This window comes from Streptomyces sp. NPDC059371, from assembly GCF_042751995.1.
Lineage (GTDB): Bacteria > Actinomycetota > Actinomycetes > Streptomycetales > Streptomycetaceae > Streptomyces.
The window spans coordinates 1-18,264 of the sequence record NZ_JBHYXD010000138.1 but is presented as its reverse complement, the minus strand read 5'-3'; the positions used below and the strand labels follow the sequence as shown (position 1 = coordinate 18,264).

The 18,264-nt window shown below is 70.1% G+C and carries 12 protein-coding genes; 7 read left to right on the top strand and 5 right to left on the bottom strand.

Annotated features, from left to right (window positions below):
* Window positions 1–50: 50 nt before the first annotated feature.
* Together ACFXGX_RS40220 and ACFXGX_RS40215 are read right to left on the bottom strand one after the other, a co-directional pair.
* Window positions 51–953, bottom strand: a complete 903-nt coding sequence (locus tag ACFXGX_RS40220; protein ID WP_384802432.1) for a tRNA (adenine-N1)-methyltransferase — start codon at window positions 951–953, stop codon at window positions 51–53.
* Window positions 954–994: 41 nt separating this feature from the next.
* On the bottom strand, window positions 995–2,794 hold the full coding sequence (locus ACFXGX_RS40215; RefSeq protein WP_384802429.1) for a site-2 protease family protein: 1,800 nt from the start codon (window positions 2,792–2,794) through the stop codon (window positions 995–997).
* A 176-nt stretch (window positions 2,795–2,970) separates the two neighbouring features.
* Between ACFXGX_RS40215 and ACFXGX_RS40210 the strand changes: the two genes are divergently transcribed.
* Entirely contained in the window at window positions 2,971–3,906 is a 936-nt protein-coding gene (locus tag ACFXGX_RS40210; protein ID WP_384802426.1) for a RecB family exonuclease, read from the top strand.
* A gap of 14 nt (window positions 3,907–3,920) precedes the next feature.
* A complete protein-coding gene (locus ACFXGX_RS40205; RefSeq protein ID WP_037628456.1) occupies window positions 3,921–4,592 on the top strand; it encodes a response regulator transcription factor in 672 nt (223 codons plus the stop codon).
* 193 nt (window positions 4,593–4,785) lie between these two features.
* Here the strand turns inward: ACFXGX_RS40205 and ACFXGX_RS40200 are convergent, their stop codons facing one another.
* The 3 genes from ACFXGX_RS40200 to metH all read right to left on the bottom strand — a co-directional run bounded on the left by ACFXGX_RS40200 (window position 4,786) and on the right by metH (window position 11,221).
* Window positions 4,786–6,387: an ABC transporter substrate-binding protein gene (locus ACFXGX_RS40200; RefSeq protein WP_384802423.1), complete on the bottom strand. Its 1,602-nt coding sequence runs from the start codon at window positions 6,385–6,387 to the stop codon at window positions 4,786–4,788.
* 465 nt (window positions 6,388–6,852) lie between these two features.
* Window positions 6,853–7,554: an HAD family hydrolase gene (locus ACFXGX_RS40195; RefSeq protein ID WP_384802420.1), complete on the bottom strand. Its 702-nt coding sequence runs from the start codon at window positions 7,552–7,554 to the stop codon at window positions 6,853–6,855.
* Between the two features lie 139 nt (window positions 7,555–7,693).
* Window positions 7,694–11,221, bottom strand: a complete 3,528-nt coding sequence (gene metH, locus ACFXGX_RS40190; protein ID WP_384802417.1) for a methionine synthase — start codon at window positions 11,219–11,221, stop codon at window positions 7,694–7,696.
* 268 nt (window positions 11,222–11,489) lie between these two features.
* Between metH and ACFXGX_RS40185 the strand changes: the two genes are divergently transcribed.
* The 5 genes from ACFXGX_RS40185 to ACFXGX_RS40165 form a co-directional block, all read left to right on the top strand.
* Window positions 11,490–12,254 carry an IclR family transcriptional regulator gene (locus ACFXGX_RS40185; RefSeq protein WP_384802414.1) on the top strand — a complete coding sequence of 255 codons (765 nt, stop codon included), beginning with the start codon at window positions 11,490–11,492 and terminating at the stop codon, window positions 12,252–12,254.
* Window positions 12,255–12,789: 535 nt separating this feature from the next.
* On the top strand, window positions 12,790–13,578 hold the full coding sequence (locus ACFXGX_RS40180) for an MIP/aquaporin family protein (RefSeq protein WP_384802411.1): 789 nt from the start codon (window positions 12,790–12,792) through the stop codon (window positions 13,576–13,578).
* A gap of 116 nt (window positions 13,579–13,694) precedes the next feature.
* Entirely contained in the window at window positions 13,695–15,233 is a 1,539-nt protein-coding gene (gene glpK / locus ACFXGX_RS40175; RefSeq protein WP_384802408.1) for a glycerol kinase GlpK, read from the top strand.
* A 19-nt stretch (window positions 15,234–15,252) separates the two neighbouring features.
* Window positions 15,253–16,869, top strand: a complete 1,617-nt coding sequence (locus tag ACFXGX_RS40170; protein WP_384802405.1) for an FAD-dependent oxidoreductase — start codon at window positions 15,253–15,255, stop codon at window positions 16,867–16,869.
* A gap of 259 nt (window positions 16,870–17,128) precedes the next feature.
* Window positions 17,129–18,264 (top strand): PAC2 family protein (locus tag ACFXGX_RS40165; protein WP_384802402.1); only part of this gene is annotated, 1,136 nt, incomplete at its 3' end.

The window sequence follows — 18,264 nt, the reverse complement described above, 5'->3', positions numbered from 1 at the left end:
TTCCCGGAGGGTTCCGGGAACTCGGCCACAGGCGTGGTGCGTTGGGTACGTCAGCGACCGGCGCCGCCGTCGGCGTTCGGGCCGGAGTAGTCCTCGCCGTACGAGCCCTTGGAGGGGCGGCGGCGGCGCATGGGCGGTTCGACGCCGTCCGCGAGGCGGCGGGCGGTGAGCAGGAAGCCGGTGTGGCCGATCATGCGGTGGTCCGGGCGGACGGCCAGGCCCTCGATGTGCCAGTTGCGGATCATCGATTCCCAGGCGGTCGGCTCGTTGAAGCAGCCGATCTCGCGGATCGACTCGACGGTCCGCGCGAGCTGGGTGGTGGTCGCCACGTAGCAGCAGAGGATGCCGCCGGGGACGAGTGCCTTGGAGACGGCCTCCAGGCATTCCCAGGGGGCGAGCATGTCGAGGATGACCCGGTCGACGTCGGTGTCGCTCAGGTTGTCCTGGAGGTCACCGACGGTGAGCTGCCAGGCGGGGTGGGGTCCGCCGAAGTAGCGCTCCACGTTCTGCTGGGCGATCTCGGCGAAGTCCTCGCGGCGCTCGTAGGAGTGCAGCATGCCCTGGTCGCCGATGGCGCGGAGCAGGAAGCTGCTCAGTGAGCCGGAGCCGACCCCCGCTTCCACGACGCGGGCGCCGGGGAAGATGTCGGCGAAGGCCAGGATCTGCCCCGCGTCCTTGGGGTAGACCACGGCGGCGCCGCGGGGCATGGACAGGACGTAGTCGGGGAGCAGGGGGCGCAGCGCGAGGTAGGCGACGTTCCCCGTGGTGCGGACAACGCTGCCCTCGGGAGCACCGATCAGCTCGTCGTGGGGGAAGGAACCCTTGTGGGTGTGGAAGTTCTTCCCGGCCTCGAGCGTGAACGTGTAGTGGCGGCCCTTGGGGTCGGTCAGCTGAACCTGGTCCCCGACCTTGAAGGGCCCGCGCCTGCGGGCGGCACCGGTCGGTTCGGACATGTGAACAGCCTACCGGTCCCGGGCGGGGCCGCCGACCACGCTCAGGAGGGGCGGGCCATGGCTTTGACGAAGGCGCGTTCCACGTCGGCGGCGGAGAGGACACCGTAGATCTCGCCGGAGTCCTCGACGACGAGGTACTCGGTGGCGGGGCTGGCGCGCAGGACGTCGAGGAGGTCTTCTCCGGCGAGTTCGGCGGAGACGCGCATGCCGTCGGTGAGGTCCTGGGCGAGGCCGCTGACGGCGACCCAGGGTCGGCGGTGTTCGGGTACGCCGACGATGGCGGCTTCGCGGACGAGGGAGAGGGGTTCGCCGTCGGCGTCGACGACGACGAGGGCGCGGGCGCCGACGTCGTTGGCGCGGCGGAGTGCTTCGGAGAGGGGGGTGGTGGTCTCGACGGGGACGGCGCGGCGGGTGAGGGAGCGGGCGCGCAGTTCGGGGAGGTGTTCGCGCAGGCGGGCCATGCGGAGGCTGTTGCCGGCGCCGGTCCAGATGATCGCCGCGAGGATGGCGGCGAGGAGGGCGTCGGTGATGGTGTCCATGCTGCCGGCGTTCTCGGGGGCGTTGCCGAGGGTCTCGGACTGGGTGAGGAGCGGCAGTCCGATGAGGACGGAGACGGCGAGGGCGCGGCCGACCCAGGCTGCGGCGACGGTGCCGCTCATGGCCCTGCCGGTGATCTTCCACACGACGGCTCGGAGCATGCGGCCGCCGTCGAGGGGGAGGCCGGGGAGCAGGTTGAAGGCGGCCACGATGAGGTTGGAGATCATCAGGCCGCCGAGGAGGACGCCGGGGACGGTGCCGGGCTCGACGGGGAGCATGGCGAGGTAGAAGAGGCCGGACAGGACGAGGGAGAGGAGGGGGCCGACGAAGGCAAGGATGAATTCGCGGCCGGGGGTCTCGGCTTCCTTCTCGATCTCGGAGACGCCGCCGAAGAACTGGAGCTGGATGCGGCGGACGGGGAGTTTGAAGCGGAGGGCGGCGACGGTGTGGGCGAGTTCGTGGACGAGGACGGAGGCGTAGAAGGCGACGGCGAAGAAGAGGGAGACGAGGTAGCGGGCTGCGCCGAGGTCGGGCAGGACGCGGTCGAGCTGGCCGCCGAAGACCCAGGTGATCAGGGCGGCGACGAGGAACCAGCTCGGTGCGACATATACGGGTACGCCGAAGGGGCGGCCCATGAGGAGTCCGCCGCCGGGTTCCTTGGGGCGGCGCGGGGGCCGTCCTTTGGTGGTGCCGGTGCGGGCGGGGGTGCGGTGGGCGCCGGCGGGATCGTGGTGGTCCTGGCCCCGGCCGTCGGACGGCTGGGCGGCGTCGAAGGGTCCGGACGGCCCGGCGGAGGACCCGGCGGCCCCGGAAGAATTTGTGGGCTCAAGGGGCCCAGAGCTCCCCGAGGGCTCGGAGGACTCGGAGGCTCCAGTGGTCTCGGAGGACCCGGAGCGGTCCGTGGGCTCGGAGGCCTCGGTGGACTCTGAGGCCTCGGTGGACTCTGAGGGTTCGGCGGGCTCGGAGGGTTCGGCGGGCTCGGAGGGTTCGGCGGGCTCGGAGGGTTCGGCGGGCTCGGAGGGTTCGGCGGGCTCGGAGGGTTCGGCGGGCTCGGAGGTCCGGGTGGGCTCAGGGCCCCCGGAGGTGCCGACGGGCTCGGAGTGCTCGCCGTGGGGGGTGGTTGCGTCGGTGCGTTCGGTGGAGTCGTGTCCGGGGGCCGTGGGCTTCGGCCCGGTGGTCCCGGGCCCTGCCGGCCCGGGGCGCGCGTCCGAGGAGGGACCGTTGGAGGCCGACGGCCTCTCGTGGTGCTCGGTCGCCTCGTCGGTGCCGGACCGCGGCTGCCCGCTCCCGCCGCTCTCGTCCACGATGTCCCCTCGTTCGAAGCGTTCCCCGCCCCCGGGTCGTGCGGAGCGGGAGGGTCTGGGGTCGATGGTATGCGGCCGTCGCGGTGCGTTCCGCCCCGGCACCCCTTCAGTTTTCCGTGCCGTGGTGCCCGCCGGGACCGGTTCGCTGTCGGTGGCGGGCCTTATGGTCTGTTGTCATGGAAACCAGCACCGAGGGCGCCGTGCCCGAAGAAGCGGCCGTGGCCGGCGGAGCCGTCGCCGAAGGTCCGGCTCCCGCGGCCGCGCGCGCTCCCGCCTCGCTGTCGCCCTCGCGTGCCAGTGACTTCATGCAGTGTCCGTTGCTGTACCGGTTCCGGGTGATCGACAAGCTGCCGGAGAAGCCGAGTGAGGCGGCGACGAGGGGGACGCTGGTGCACGCGGTCCTGGAGCGGTTGTTCGACGCTCCGGCCGCCGACCGGACGGCTCCGCGTGCCAAGTCGTTGATCCCCGCGCAGTGGGACCGGCTGCGGGAGACGAAGCCGGAGGTCGTGGAGCTGTTCGCGGACGATCCGGAGGGCGAGCGGCTGGCCCGTTGGCTGTCGGAGGCGGAGCGGCTGGTGGAGCGCTGGTTCACGCTGGAGGATCCGACGCGGCTGGAGCCCGCGGAGCGGGAGCTGTTCGTCGAGGCGCGGCTGGATTCCGGGCTGACGCTGCGCGGGATCATCGACCGGGTCGATGTCGCTCCGTCGGGCGAGGTCCGGATCGTGGACTACAAGACGGGGAAGGCGCCGCGGCCGGAGTATGCCGAGGGCGCCCTGTTCCAGATGAAGTTCTACGCGCTGGTGGTGTGGCGGTTGAAGCGGGTGGTTCCGCGCCGTCTTCAGCTCGTCTATCTGGGCAGCGGTGACGTGCTGACGTACGACCCGGAGATCGGGGATCTGGAGCGTGTGGAGCGCAAGCTGCTGGCGCTGTGGGACGCGATCCGGGAGGCGACGGAGACGGGCGAGTGGCGGCCGCGTCCCACGAAGCTCTGCGGCTGGTGCGATCACCAGGCGGTGTGTCCGGAATTCGGTGGTACTCCCCCGGCATATCCGCTCCCGGTCAGGGCGCCCGGGTCGGGCGCCGTGGAGCAGGGCAGAATGGGGCCGGACTAGCGAAGGAGACTTACGTGGCCATCCGCGTCCTACTGGTCGACGACCAGCCGCTGCTGCGCACCGGCTTCCGGATGATTCTGGAAGCGGAGCCGGACCTCGCGGTCGTCGGCGAGGCCGGTGACGGTCTCCAGGCACTCGATCAGGTGCGTGCTCTGCAGCCCGATGTGGTTCTGATGGACATCCGTATGCCGCGGATGGACGGTGTGGAGGCGACGCGGCAGATCACGGGTCCGGGCCGGGACGGTCCGGCGAAGGTTCTGGTGCTGACGACGTTCGACCTCGACGAGTACGTGGTGGAGGCGCTTCGGGCGGGTGCCAGCGGTTTCCTGCTCAAGGACGCGCCGGCCAATGAGCTGGTGCAGGCGATCCGGGTGGTCGCGGCGGGTGAGGCGATGCTCGCGCCGAGCATCACGCGTCGGCTGCTGGACAAGTACGCGGGTCATCTCCCGTCGGGGGACGAGCCGGTTCCGGACACGTTGCACACGTTGACCGACCGTGAGGTCGAGGTGTTGAAGCTGGTGGCGCGTGGTCTGTCGAACGCGGAGATCGCGGCCGATCTGTTCGTCAGCGAGACCACGGTCAAGACGCATGTCGGGCATGTACTGACGAAGCTGGGGCTGCGCGACCGGGTGCAGGCGGCGGTCTACGCGTACGAGAGCGGGCTGGTGCGTCCCGGGGCGCAGTAGTGCCCGGGGCGGTTTGTCCGTCCGACGCGTGAGGGCGCCCGTTCCGCCGAGGAACGGGCGCCCTTTGACGTGCAAAGCCGTGTGCGGCGCCCGTGCGGGGGTGTGTGCCGGGTCGTGGAACCCGAAAGACCCGGGACCGTCGGGGGTCCCGGGTCGGGCCCGGGGCCTGGTGGCCCCGGGTCGGTCGGCGCGGTTACTCGCTGACGCCGCGGCCCAGCTCCCAGAGCTGGAGCGTGGAGGAGGAGTTGAGTGCCCACTCCGAGCCCGTGATGTCGTCACGCGCGGCGATGTACTGCTTGCCCTGCCAGAGCGGGATCAGCGGGACGTCGTTGGCGACGATGTCCTGCATGGTCGTGAGGGCCTTGGAGGACGTGCGGTCCTCCTCGCGCCGGGAGGCGGGGATGAGGTTCTTGATGATCTCGGGGTTCGAGTAGGGCGACTTGAGGAAGTTGTCCTTGTCGAGGAACGGCGCCAGGTAGTTGTCGGCGTCGGGGAAGTCGGGGAACCAGCCCATGCCCCAGACGTCGTACTTGCCGGCGCGCTCGGCCGGGACGAACTTGTCCCAGGTCGTGCCCTGGATGCTGACGTCGAAGAGGCGGCTCTTGTTGAGCTGCGCCTTCAGGACCTCGAACTCCTTCTCGGTGGCCGAACCGTAGTGGTCGGTCGTGTAGTGAAGGGTGACCTTGACCGGGGTGGTGATGCCGGCCTTGGTGAGCACCGCCTGGGCCCTGCTGACGCTCGGGTCGCCGTACTTGTTGATGAACGCGTTGGCGTGGCCCGCGATGGTCGCCGGGACCATCGAGTAGAGCGGCTCGGCCTGCGATCCGTAGACCTTGGAGACGAGCTCGCCGCGGTTGATGATCTGGGCCATGGCCTGGCGGACGGCCGTCGACTTCACCGAGGCGGAGTTCGTGTTGAAGGCGAGGTAGCGGATTTCCAGACCGGGCATCTCGTTCAGGTTGACGTTGCCGCCCGAAGCGTTGTCCAGCTTGGTGATCTGGTCCGGCGTCATGGAGCGCGTCATCAGGTCGATGTCGCCCTTTTCGAGGGCGGTGCCCATCTCGCCGGCGTCCGTGAAGGAGCGCAGCTCGACCTTGGAGTTCTTGACCTTCAACTGCCCCTTGTAGTGGGAGTTCTTCGTGAAGACGGCCTTGACGACGATGTCGTCCTTGACCTCGGTCTCCACGGTGTAGGGGCCGGAACCGTCGACCGAGAAGCCGTCGCGCAGCTTGTTCTTCTCGTAGTCGTTCGGGTTCACGATGCCGGCGACCGGGGTCGACAGCTTGAACGGGAAGGTCGCGTCGGCGCTGTTGAGGTGGAAGATCACCTCGCGGTCGCCGCGGGTCTCGACGGTGTCGATGGTCGAGAGCAGGGCGAAGACGCCCGAGTCGGCCTTGATGGCCCTGGCGCGGTCGATCGAGAACTTGACGTCCTTCGCGGTGATCGCGTCACCGTTGGAGAACTCCAGGCCCTCGCGCAGCGTGCACGAGTAGCGCTCGTTGCCGCTGTCGGTGAATCCGCACTTCTCGGCGGCCTCGGGCTGCGGGTCACCGTCACCACGCGGCTGCACCATCAGCGTCTGCACGGTCTGACGGAGCACGTTCCAGGTGCCGACGTCGTAGGCGTACGCCGGGTCGAAGGGAGCCGGGGCTTCCTTCGAGGCGGTGAACTGGTCCGTGGTACCGACAACGATGGCATCCCCGCTGTCGCCCCCGCTGGCGGACCCGCCGCACGCGGCGAGCACTGGGGCGAGCAGGCCGACCACGGCCGGCAGCACCAAAGTCTTGCGGTTCATGCTCGTGTTTCTCCAGAGCTGTAGGTTCCGCGAACCGGCAAGCAGGGGTGGCGCGGCTCGGTCACGGGGATACGGCGATGTTCTCGCGATGACATTAGTCCGCACCACAAGGCCGGCCAGTCTGTGCCGGAGCGGTCTTCCGCTCACGCTGCGAAACCGGGCGTGGACGCACCGATAACCCGACACGGGAAGGATTAGTGCAGCGTTCCATCAATCGGGACACAAGGGCACACCGAAGCTTCACGAATGGGCGGGGCGGGCACAAGTCGGTCCCGCTGTCGACCCTCCGTCACGTGGCGAACGTCACACCGTAAAATTGATTGAAGCGTACCGGAATTCGTCGATCCGCCCCGTTATGCATTCCGGCAGTCCCTCGCCCGCGCTTACCACACGGAGCGGCCGTGACTTTCCCGCAATCTGCGATCCGCACGCTGAGTGATTGCTTGATCGGCGTTCGGTGATCTTTCAGGTGGCTTTTGTCATCAGACGGTGCAGAAAAGGCAGGTCGACCTCTTCGAGGGAATTCACGACCGTGCGCCGGGCGGCCGGGGCGATGGGCGCGACCGAGGGCACGGCGACCACCTGGCAGCCCGCGGCCTCGGCGGAGGCGACACCCGTCGAGGTGTCCTCGATGACGGCGCAGCGGGCCGGTTCGGCGCCGAGCCGGGCTGCCGCGAGGAGGTAGGGGTCGGGGAACGGCTTGGTCCGCTCGACCTCGTCGCCCGCGACGGTCAGGGCGAAGTAGTGGGACCCGATCGCGCCCAGGACGCGGTCGATGATCCGCCGGTGCGAGGCGGAGACGAGGGCGGTGGGGATCTCGTGCGCGGCGAGTTCGGCGAGGAGTCTGGCGGCGCCCGGCATCAGCGGCAGCGAGTGGCCGATGCGCTCCTCGAAACCGTCGTTGAGCAGCACGGACAGTTCGGGGAGGGCGATGTCGGCGCCGGTGGCCTCGATGAGGAATCCGGCGCTGCGGGTCATCGGCCCGCCGACCACCACATGGCGCCAGGACTCGTCCAGCGCGTGCCCGAGGGCCGCGAAGACCGCGACCTCCACGTCCCACCAGAAGCCCTCGGTGTCCACGAGGGTTCCGTCCATGTCGAGGAGTACGGCCTGCAGGGCTGAGCCTTCGGCCGTACGGGTTCCGAGCGCGGGGACCGTACTGGTCATCCTGGCGCACCTCCTTGAGGGACGATCAGGCCGGTCGCTCCCTGTACGTCAGGGGACAACCGGCCTGCGATGGACCGACCAGTGTACGACTTATCCGATCAGTGTGCGTCGTGGCGCGGGCCCCGGCGCGTCGGGGCCGTCACCGTGCGTTGAAGTACTTGGCCTCCGGGTGGTGGATGACGATCGCGTCGGTCGACTGCTCGGGGTGGAGCTGGAACTCCTCGGAGAGGTGGACGCCGATGCGCTCGGGTTCCAGGAGCTGCGCGATCTTGGCGCGGTCCTCCAGGTTGGGGCAGGCGCCGTAGCCGAGGGAGAAGCGGGCACCGCGGTACTTGAGGGCGAACATGTCGTCGATCGCGGCGGGGTCCTCCCCGGCGAAGCCCAGCTCGGAGCGGACGCGGGCGTGCCAGTACTCGGCGAGGGCTTCGGCGAGCTGGACGGACAGGCCGTGCAGTTCGAGGTAGTCGCGGTAGGCGTTGGCCTCGAAGAGCTTGGCGGTCTCCTCGCCGATGCGGGAGCCGACGGTGACGACCTGGAGTCCGACGACGTCGGTCTCGCCCGATTCCTCGGGGCGGAAGAAGTCGGCGAGGCACAGCCGGCGGCCGCGGCTCTGGCGGGGGAAGGTGAAGCGGGTCCGCTCGTTGCCCTGGTCGTCCAGGAGGATCAGGTCGTCGTCCTTGGAGACACACGGGAAGTAGCCGTAGACCACGGCGGCCTCCAGCAGGTTGTCCCGCTGGAGCCGGTCCAGCAGACCGCGCAGCCGCGGCCGGCCCTCGGTCTCGACGAGTTCCTCGTAGGTGGGGCCGTCGCCGGCGCGGGCCTGCTTGAGGCCCCACTGGCCCTTGAAGAGGGCGCCCTCGTCCAGCCAGGAGGCGTACTCCTTGAGCTGGATGCCCTTGATCACGCGGGTGCCGGTGAAGGGGGCCTCGGGGACGGGGTTGTCGGTGGAGACGTCGGAGCGGACGTGGCCCTCCTGCGGGCGCTCCTCGACCTGCGCCGCCGTGGTGGCGCGGACCCGGCGCTGCTTGAGTTCGGGCAGTACCGCGCCGGGCACTCCGCGCTTGACGCCGATGAGGGCGTCCATGAGGCGCAGGCCCTCGAAGGCGTCGCGGGCGTAGCGGACCTCGCCCTGGTAGATCTCGTGGAGGTCCTGTTCGACGTAGGCCCTGGTCAGGGCCGCGCCGCCGAGGATGACGGGGTAGTCGGCGGACATGCCCCGCTGGTTGAGCTCCTCCAGGTTCTCCTTCATGATCACCGTGGATTTGACCAGGAGTCCCGACATGCCGATGACGTCGGCCTTGTGTTCCTCGGCGGCGTCCAGGATCGCGGAGACCGGCTGCTTGATGCCGAGGTTGACGACGTTGTAGCCGTTGTTGGACAGGATGATGTCGACGAGGTTCTTGCCGATGTCGTGGACGTCACCGCGCACGGTGGCCAGCACGATGGTGCCCTTGCCCTCCGCGTCCGACTTCTCCATGTGGGGTTCGAGGTAGGCGACGGCCGTCTTCATGACCTCGGCGGACTGGAGCACGAAGGGGAGCTGCATCTGGCCGGAGCCGAAGAGCTCACCGACGACCTTCATGCCGTCGAGCAGGGTCTCGTTGACGATGTCGAGGGCGGGGCGGTCCTGAAGCGCCTCGGCGAGGTCGGCTTCCAGCCCGTTCTTCTCGCCGTCGATGATGCGCCGCTTCAGGCGCTCGTCCAGCGGGAGTGCGGCCAGTTCCTCGGCCTTGCCCGCCTTGAGGGACTTGGTGGTGGCGCCCTCGAAGAGGGCCATGAGTTTCTGCAGCGGGTCGTAGCCCTCGGCGCGCCGGTCGTGGATGAGGTCGAGGGCGGTGGTGACCTCCTCCTCGCTGAAGCGGGCGATCGGCAGGATCTTGGAGGCGTGCACGATCGCCGAGTCCAGGCCCGCCTTGACGCATTCGTCGAGGAAGACCGAGTTGAGCAGGATGCGGGCGGCCGGGTTGAGGCCGAAGGAGATGTTGGACAGGCCGAGCGTGGTCTGGACGTCGGGGCGGCGGCGCTTGAGCTCGCGGATCGCCTCGATCGTGGCGATGCCGTCCTTGCGGGACTCCTCCTGGCCGGTACAGATCGTGAAGGTCAGGGTGTCGATGAGGATGTCGGACTCGTGGATGCCCCAGTTGGTCGTGAGGTCCTCGATGAGCCGTTCGGCGATGGCGACCTTGGTCTCGACGGTACGGGCCTGGCCCTCCTCGTCGATGGTCAGCGCGATGAGCGCGGCGCCGTGCTCCCGCGCGAGCTGGGTGACCTTCGCGAACCGGGACTCGGGCCCGTCGCCGTCCTCGTAGTTGACGGAGTTGAGGACCGCGCGTCCGCCGAGGCGTTCCAGGCCCGCGCGCAGGACCTCGACCTCGGTGGAGTCGAGCACGATGGGCAGGGTGGAGGCGGTGGCGAAGCGGCCGGCCAGCTCGTCCATGTCGGCGACGCCGTCGCGGCCGACGTAGTCGACGCACAGGTCGAGCATGTGGGCGCCCTCGCGGATCTGGTCGCGCGCCATCTCCACACAGTCGTCCCAGCGGGCTTCCAGCATGGCCTCGCGGAACTTCTTCGAGCCGTTGGCGTTGGTGCGCTCGCCGATCGCCATGTAGGCGGTGTCCTGGCGGAAGGGGACCGTCTGGTAGAGGGAGGCGGCGCCGGGCTCGGGCCGCGGGCTGCGTTCGGCGGGCGCGAGGCCGTTCACCCGCTCGACCACCTGGCGCAGGTGCTCCGGGGTCGTGCCGCAGCAGCCGCCGATGAGGGAGAGGCCGTAGTCCCGTACGAAGTTCTCCTGGGCGTCGGCGAGTCCCTCGGCGTCGAGCGGGAAGTGGGCGCCGTCCCTCGTCAGGACCGGCAGGCCCGCGTTCGGCATGCACAGCAGGGGGATGCGGGAGTGCCGGGTGAGATAGCGCAGGTGCTCGCTCATCTCGGCGGGGCCGGTCGAGCAGTTCAGACCGATCATGTCGATGCCGAGGGGTTCCAGCGCGGTCAGCGCGGCGCCGATCTCGGAGCCGAGCAGCATGGTGCCGGTGGTCTCGAAGGCCATCGAGACCAGCAGGGGCACCCGGACGCCGGTGGCCTCCATGGCGCGGTGCGCGCCGAGGACGGAGGACTTCGTCTGGAGCAGGTCCTGGGTGGTCTCGACGATCAGGGCGTCGGCGCCGCCTGCGAGCAGGCCCTCGGCGTTGGCCTGGAAGCCGTCGCGCAGGGTGCCGTAGGAGACGTGGCCGAGCGTCGGCAGCTTGGTGCCGGGGCCGATGGAGCCCAGCACCCAGCGCTGGCGGCCGTCGCGGGCGCCGAACGCGTCGGCGACCTCACGGGCGATCCTGGCGCCGGCCTCGGAGAGTTCGTGCACGCGGTCCGCGATGTCGTACTCGGCCATCGCGGAGTGGTTCGCACCGAAGGTGTTCGTCTCGACGCAGTCGACGCCGACCTCGAAGTACGCCTCGTGGACGGAGCGCACGATGTCGGGGCGGGTGACGTTGAGGATCTCGTTGCAGCCTTCGAGGTCCTCGAAGTCCTCGAGCGTCGGGTCCTGCGCCTGAAGCATCGTGCCCATCGCGCCGTCGGCCACCACCACACGGGTGGCGAGCGCTTCTCGGAGTGCGTCGGTTCGCTCCCGGCCTTCGGAAGGACCGGACGAAAGGGACGGGTTCGGCAACGAGGCCATGAAGGTGCTCCCTGGAGTGCGACGGCTGTCGGCTTTGCGCTTCCCATGGAAGGCGCACGCCGTCAGGGTAGCCCGGAGCGCCGCGGATCAGGCATGGGCGTCCACGAGACGGACGGGCGTGGCGTGGGGTGACGGCGGTGTGGAGAGGGACGGAACGCGGGGCGACCACCCATTGGCGGGAGCTCGGCGACGACCGGTAGTGTTCGACATTGCCGAACGGCAGCGGGAAGTCGCGCCGGCGGTCGAAGGGGACGGAGGCAGCACGGCGATGGCACGGAACATCCAGTCGCTCGAACGGGCAGCGGCCATGCTGCGGCTGCTCGCGGGCGGCGAGCGGCAGCTCGGCCTGTCGGACATCGCCTCCTCGCTCGGCCTGGCCAAGGGTACGGCCCACGGCATCCTGCGCACCCTCCAGCAGGAGGGGTTCGTCGAGCAGGACTCCGCCTCCGGGCGCTACCAGCTCGGCGCCGAACTGCTGCGGCTGGGCACCACCTATCTCGACGTGCACGAACTGCGGGCGCGCGCCCTGGTGTGGACCGACGACCTGGCGCGCTCCAGCGGCGAGAGCGTCTATCTGGGCGTGCTGCACCAGCAGGGCGTCCTGATCGTGCACCACGTCTTCCGGCCGGACGACAGCCGGCAGGTCCTGGAGGTGGGGGCGATGCAGCCGCTGCACTCCACGGCCCTGGGCAAGGTGCTGTCCGCGTACGACCCGGTGGCGCACAGCGAGGTCCTGGAGGTCGAGCGCAAGCCGTTCACCCCGCGGACGATCAGCGAGCTGGACGACTTCGAGGGCGTTCTCGACGTGACCCGCGCGCGGGGGTACGCGGAGGACGTCGAGGAGACGTGGACGGGTGTCGCCTCGGTCGCCGCCCCGATCCACAACCGGCGGCGCATGCCGGTCGGCGCGGTGGGCATCACCGGGGCCGTGGAGCGGGTGTGCAAGGACGGGGAGCTGCGTCCGGAGCTCATCGCCGCGGTACGTGACTGCGCCCGCGCGGTGTCGCGCGACCTGGGCGCGGGGCGGTTCTGACGCGAACGGCGTTCGCGGGGCCGTACCGGCGCGTACAGCGGGCGCCGGGCGGTTCCGGCCGCCACCGCATCGCGACCGTCCCGCCCGGCGGCGCTCGCGGTGCCGTGCGGGGCGTGCGGGGCGTGCGGGGCGCGCCCACCCATGGCCGGCGGCCCTGACGCGTACACCGTTCGACGGTGTTTTTCACATACCTCGGTCCCGGTTTCGTACGTGACGAGGTCCGGCGTTCGCGGGTATCGAGGCCGGGAAGCGGAATGCTTCCCGGCCTCCTTCGTATGCCCTCTGACGAGCGGCGACGCATTGATAGCACACAGCAATCAGTAACGATCCCGCTTTCGATAACCCAACCCTTGACGAGTCGGCGAAGCGAGAGCAAGACTCCCGTCCATCGGTCGGCATTGTCGAACACCTAACGGCAATAGACGCTAAGGTGTGCCAATGCCAGGGCCGACATCGCTCTCACTCCCCGAGAGCACGAACCACCGGTGGGACCCGGGGTTCGGCTTCCCCTGGACGAAGGACAAAGGAGTCGCGGGTGTCCAGCTCCGACATCTTCATCGGCGAGACCATCGGTACCGCCGTTCTCATCCTGCTCGGCGGTGGCGTGTGCGCCGCCGTCACGCTGAAGGCCTCCAAGGCGCGAGCCGCCGGATGGCTTGCCATCGCCTTCGGGTGGGGCTTCGCGGTCATGACCGCGGTCTACATCTCGGCGCCGCTCTCGGGCGCGCACCTCAACCCGGCCGTGACCCTCGCCCTCGCGATCAAGGACAACGACTACAGCAACCTCGCCACGTACTGGGGCGGGCAGCTTCTCGGCGCCATGATCGGCGCGGCACTGGTCTGGGTCGCCTACTACGGCCAGTTCCTCGCGCACCTCACCGACAGCGAGATCGTCGGCGGCTCCGGCAAGCCGGCCGTGAAGGCCGTCGAGGCCGAGGAGGCGGCCGCGGGACCGGTGCTCGGCGTCTTCTCCACCGGCCCCGAGATCCGCAACGCCGTGCAGAACCTCGCCACCGAGATCATCGGCACCGTGGTCCTGGTCCTCGCGATCCTCACGCAGGGACTGAACAACGACGGCGACGGCCTGGGCGTCCTCGGTGCCCTGATCACCTCCTTCGTGGTGGTGGGCATCGGCCTCTCCCTCGGTGGCCCCACCGGCTACGCGATCAACCCGGCCCGTGACCTCGGGCCGCGCATCGTGCACGCCCTGCTCCCTCTGCCCAACAAGGGTGGTTCCGACTGGAGCTACGCCTGGATCCCGGTCGTCGGCCCGCTCATCGGCGGCGCGATCGCGGCAGGCATATACAACGTCGCCTTCGCCTAGGAGCCCCCGCTCCAGCACGCTTGGAAGCCGCGCCCCATGCACCATGAGCCGCACAGCACCGCTTTGAAGCACCGCGCCGTATACAGCCCCTCTCCCACGGACACCAGGAGCACACCGTGACCGACGCACACACCGCCGGCCCCTTCATCGCCGCCATCGACCAGGGCACCACCTCGTCGCGCTGCATCGTCTTCGACCGCGACGGACGCATCGTCTCCGTCGACCAGAAGGAGCACGAGCAGATCTTCCCGAAGCCGGGCTGGGTCGAGCACGACGCCGCCGAGATCTGGACCAACGTCCAGGAGGTCGTCGCCGGAGCCATCTCGAAGGCCGACATCACCCGTGACGACATCAAGGCCATCGGCATCACCAACCAGCGTGAGACCACGCTGCTCTGGGACAAGAACACCGGTGAGCCCGTCCACAACGCGCTCGTCTGGCAGGACACCCGCACCGACGCGCTGTGCAAGGAACTCGGCCGCAACGTCGGCCAGGACCGCTTCCGCCGCGAGACCGGCCTGCCTCTCGCGTCGTACTTCGCGGGACCCAAGGCGCGCTGGCTGCTCGACAACGTCGAGGGCCTGCGCGAGCGCGCCGAGGCCGGGGACATCCTCTTCGGCACCATGGACACCTGGGTCATCTGGAACCTGACCGGCGGTCCCGACGGCGGCAAGCACGTCACCGACGTCACCAACGCCTCGCGCACCATGCTGATGAACCTGCACACCCTGGCCTGGGACGAGAAGATCGCCGAGTCGATCGGTGTCCCGCTGGCGATGCTGCCCGAGATCCGCTCCTCCGCCGAGGTGTACGGCGAGGTCACCGGCGGCCCGCTCGGCGAGCTGCTCGGCGGCATCCCGGTCGCCTCCGCGCTCGGCGACCAGCAGGCGGCCCTCTTCGGCCAGACCTGTTTCGCCGAGGGCGAGGCCAAGTCCACGTACGGCACCGGCACCTTCATGCTGATGAACACCGGTGACAAGATCATCAACTCGTACTCGGGCCTGCTGACCACGGTCGGCTACCGGATCGGCGAGCAGGAGCCGGTCTACGCCCTGGAAGGCTCCATCGCCGTCACCGGCTCGCTGGTGCAGTGGATGCGCGACCAGATGGGCCTGATCCAGTCCGCCGCCGAGATCGAGACGCTCGCGTCCTCGGTCGAGGACAACGGCGGCGCCTACTTCGTACCGGCCTTCTCCGGCCTGTTCGCCCCGTACTGGCGTCCCGACGCCCGCGGTGTGATCGCCGGCCTCACCCGGTACGTCACCAAGGCGCACATCGCGCGCGCCGTCCTGGAGGCCACCGCCTGGCAGACCCGTGAGATCAGCGACGCCATGACCAAGGACTCCGGCGTCGAGCTCACGGCGCTCAAGGTCGACGGCGGCATGACCTCCAACAACCTGCTGATGCAGACCCTGGCCGACGTCCTGGACGCCCCCGTGGTGCGCCCGATGGTCGCCGAGACCACCTGCCTCGGCGCCGCCTACGCCGCCGGTCTGGCCGTCGGCTTCTGGACCAACACCGAGGACCTGCGCGCCAACTGGCGCCGGGCCGCGGAATGGACCCCCAACATGGACGCGGACGTCCGCGACCGTGAGTACAAGAGCTGGCTCAAGGCCGTCGAGCGGACCATGGGCTGGATCGAAGACGAGAACTGACGAGGAGTAAGAACCCGCAATGACCAGCCAGTCCACCCTGCAGTCCGTGCCTGCCCTCGGTACGCACCCGGCCTCCGGCTCCAACCCGAGCCGCGCCGAGACCCGGGAGCAGCTCTCCAAGGCGACGTACGACCTCCTCGTCATCGGCGGCGGCATCCTGGGCATCTCCACCGCCTGGCACGCCGCGCAGTCCGGGCTGCGGGTGGCTCTGGTCGACGCCGGCGACTTCGCCGGCGCCACCTCCTCCGCGTCCTCCAAGCTCCTCCACGGCGGTCTGCGCTACCTGCAGACCGGCGCGGTGAAGCTGGTGGCGGAGAACCACTTCGAGCGCCGTGCGGTCTCCCGCCAGGTGGCACCCCACCTGGCGAATCCGCTCACGTTCTACCTCCCCGTGTACAAGGGCGGGCCGCACGGCGCGGCGAAGCTCGGAGCGGGCGTCTTCGCCTACTCCGCGCTGTCGGCGTTCGGTGACGGCGTGGGACACCTGCTCAGCCCCTCCAAGGCCGCGCAGGACGTGCCCGAGCTGCGCACCGACAACCTCAAGGCCGTGGCCGTGTACGGCGACGACCAGATGAACGACTCCCGCATGGCCCTGATGACGGTCCGCGCGGCCGTCGAGTCGGGGGCGGCGGTCCTGAACCACGCCGAGGTCACGGGCCTGCGCTTCGCCCGGGGCCGGGTGACGGGCGCCGAGCTGCGGGACCGGCTGTCCGGCGACGAGTTCGGCGTGAACGCCCGTCTCGTGCTGAACGCGACCGGCCCGTGGGTCGACCACCTGCGCAAGCTGGAGGACCCGAACGCGGCTCCGTCGATCCGGCTGTCCAAGGGCGCGCACCTGGTCCTGAAGCGCACCTCCCCGTGGAAGGCGGCGCTGGCCACCCCGATCGACAAGTACCGCATCACCTTCGCCCTCCCCTGGGAGGACATGCTGCTGCTCGGCACCACCGACGAGGAGTACGAGGGCGACCCGGCGGACGTCTCGGTCAACGAGAAGGACACGGCCCAGATACTCGACGAGGCCGCGTTCTCCATCCGCGACCAGCAGCTCTCGCGCGACCTGATCACGTACTCCTTCGCCGGTCTGCGGGTGCTGCCCGGCGGCCCCGGCGACACGTCGAAGGCCAAGCGCGAGACGGTCGTCACGGAGGGCCGCGGCGGCATGCTGTCCGTCGCGGGCGGCAAGTGGACCACCTTCCGGCACATCGGCCGTACGGTCATGAAGAAGCTGGAGTCGCTGCCGGGCCGCCCGCTCGGCGAGGACTTCGAGCCGATGTCCACGCTGCCGAAGAAGCTGCCGCTGCCCGGTGTCGCCAACCCGCGCGCGGTCGCCCACCGTCTGCTGGTGGACGGCCCGGCGCCCGGTCCGCGCATGGCCGCCGACACGGCCCGGCATCTGGCCACCCACTACGGCTCGCTGGCCTTCGACATCGCCCGGCTGGCGAACGAGAACCCGGCGCTCGGCGAGCGCGTCCACCCGGACGCCCCGGAGATCTGGGCGCAGGTCGTCTACGCCCGGGACAACGAGTGGGCCGAGACGGCGGACGACGTACTGCGCCGCCGTACGACGCTGACGATCCGCGGTCTCGCGACGGACGAGGTCCGCGGCAAGGTGCAGCACCTGCTCGACGGCAAGTAGGCGTCCACGGACGGGTGAGGGGCGGCTCCCACGGGGGGTGCCGCCCCTCTTCCCCGTGCAAGGGCGGCTCCCACGGGGGTGGTGCCGCCGACGAGTTGGCGGGGGCGGGAGCGCGGGGCGGGGTGGCGGGCTCGCGTGTTTCCGGGCCTTCGACGGGGCAGTGATCCGTTCACTCCCCCGTGCAAGGGGGCTGCGGAGGTCCCCTCGGCACGCCGTAAGGTTGAGGCGTACGCGAGGGCAGATCGGAAGGAGGCGCTGGGTGATCGAGCTGGAGGGGGTTCCCGAGCTGATCGACCCAGTCATGGTGGCCGCGTTCGAAGGCTGGAACGACGCCGGCGACGCCGCCTCCGCCGCGGTCGCGCACCTGGACAGGGAATGGAAGGGCGAGGTGTTCGCGGCGCTGGACGCCGAGGACTACTACGACTTCCAGGTGAACCGCCCGACCGTGTTCCTGGACGGCGGCGTCCGCAAGATCACCTGGCCGACCACGCGTCTGTCGGTGGTCCGGATCGGCGGCGAGAAGCCGCGCGACCTGGTGCTGGTCCGGGGTATCGAGCCGTCGATGCGCTGGCGCTCGTTCTGCAACGAACTGCTCGGGTTCGCGCACGAACTGGGCGTGGAGCTGGTGGTGATCCTGGGCGCGCTGCTCGGCGACACCCCGCACACCCGCCCGGTGCCGGTCAGCGGTGTCACCTCGGACGCCGACCTGGCCCGCACGATGGATCTGGAGGAGACCAAGTACGAGGGCCCCACGGGCATCGTCGGCATCCTCCAGGAGGCCTGCACGCACGCCGGCGTACCGGCCGTGTCCCTGTGGGCGGCCGTACCGCACTACGTGTCGCAGCCGCCCAACCCGAAGGCGACGCTGGCGCTGCTCAACCGCCTGGAGGACCTCATCGACCTGCGCATTCCGCTGGGCGAGCTGCCCGAGGACGCGCGGGCCTGGCAGCTCGGCGTCGACCAGCTCGCCGCCGAGGACAGTGAGGTCGCCGAGTACGTGCAGACGCTGGAGGAGGCCCGGGACACCGCCGAGCTGCCGGAGGCGTCCGGTGAGGCGATCGCCCGCGAGTTCGAGCGTTATCTGCGCCGCAGGGACGGCGGCGGACCGACGGCGGGGTCCCCGGGCCACGCCACGGAGAGCGGCGAGCCGGCCTCGTACCTGCGTGACACCCCCGGCGGCCGCGGCCGGCCGCCGATGCCCCAGCGCCCGGAGCAGGACGCCGGGCAGGACACCGGGGCCGGGGAACCGCGGAAGGCGACGGACCAGGGCGAGAGCGCCGGCGCGGACGCCCCGGACCGTGCACCGGGCTCCGAGGACTCATCGGGCCCCTCGGACCCGCCCGGCGCGCCGGGGTCCGGTGACACGCCGGACACCTCGGCCGGGACGGACTCCTC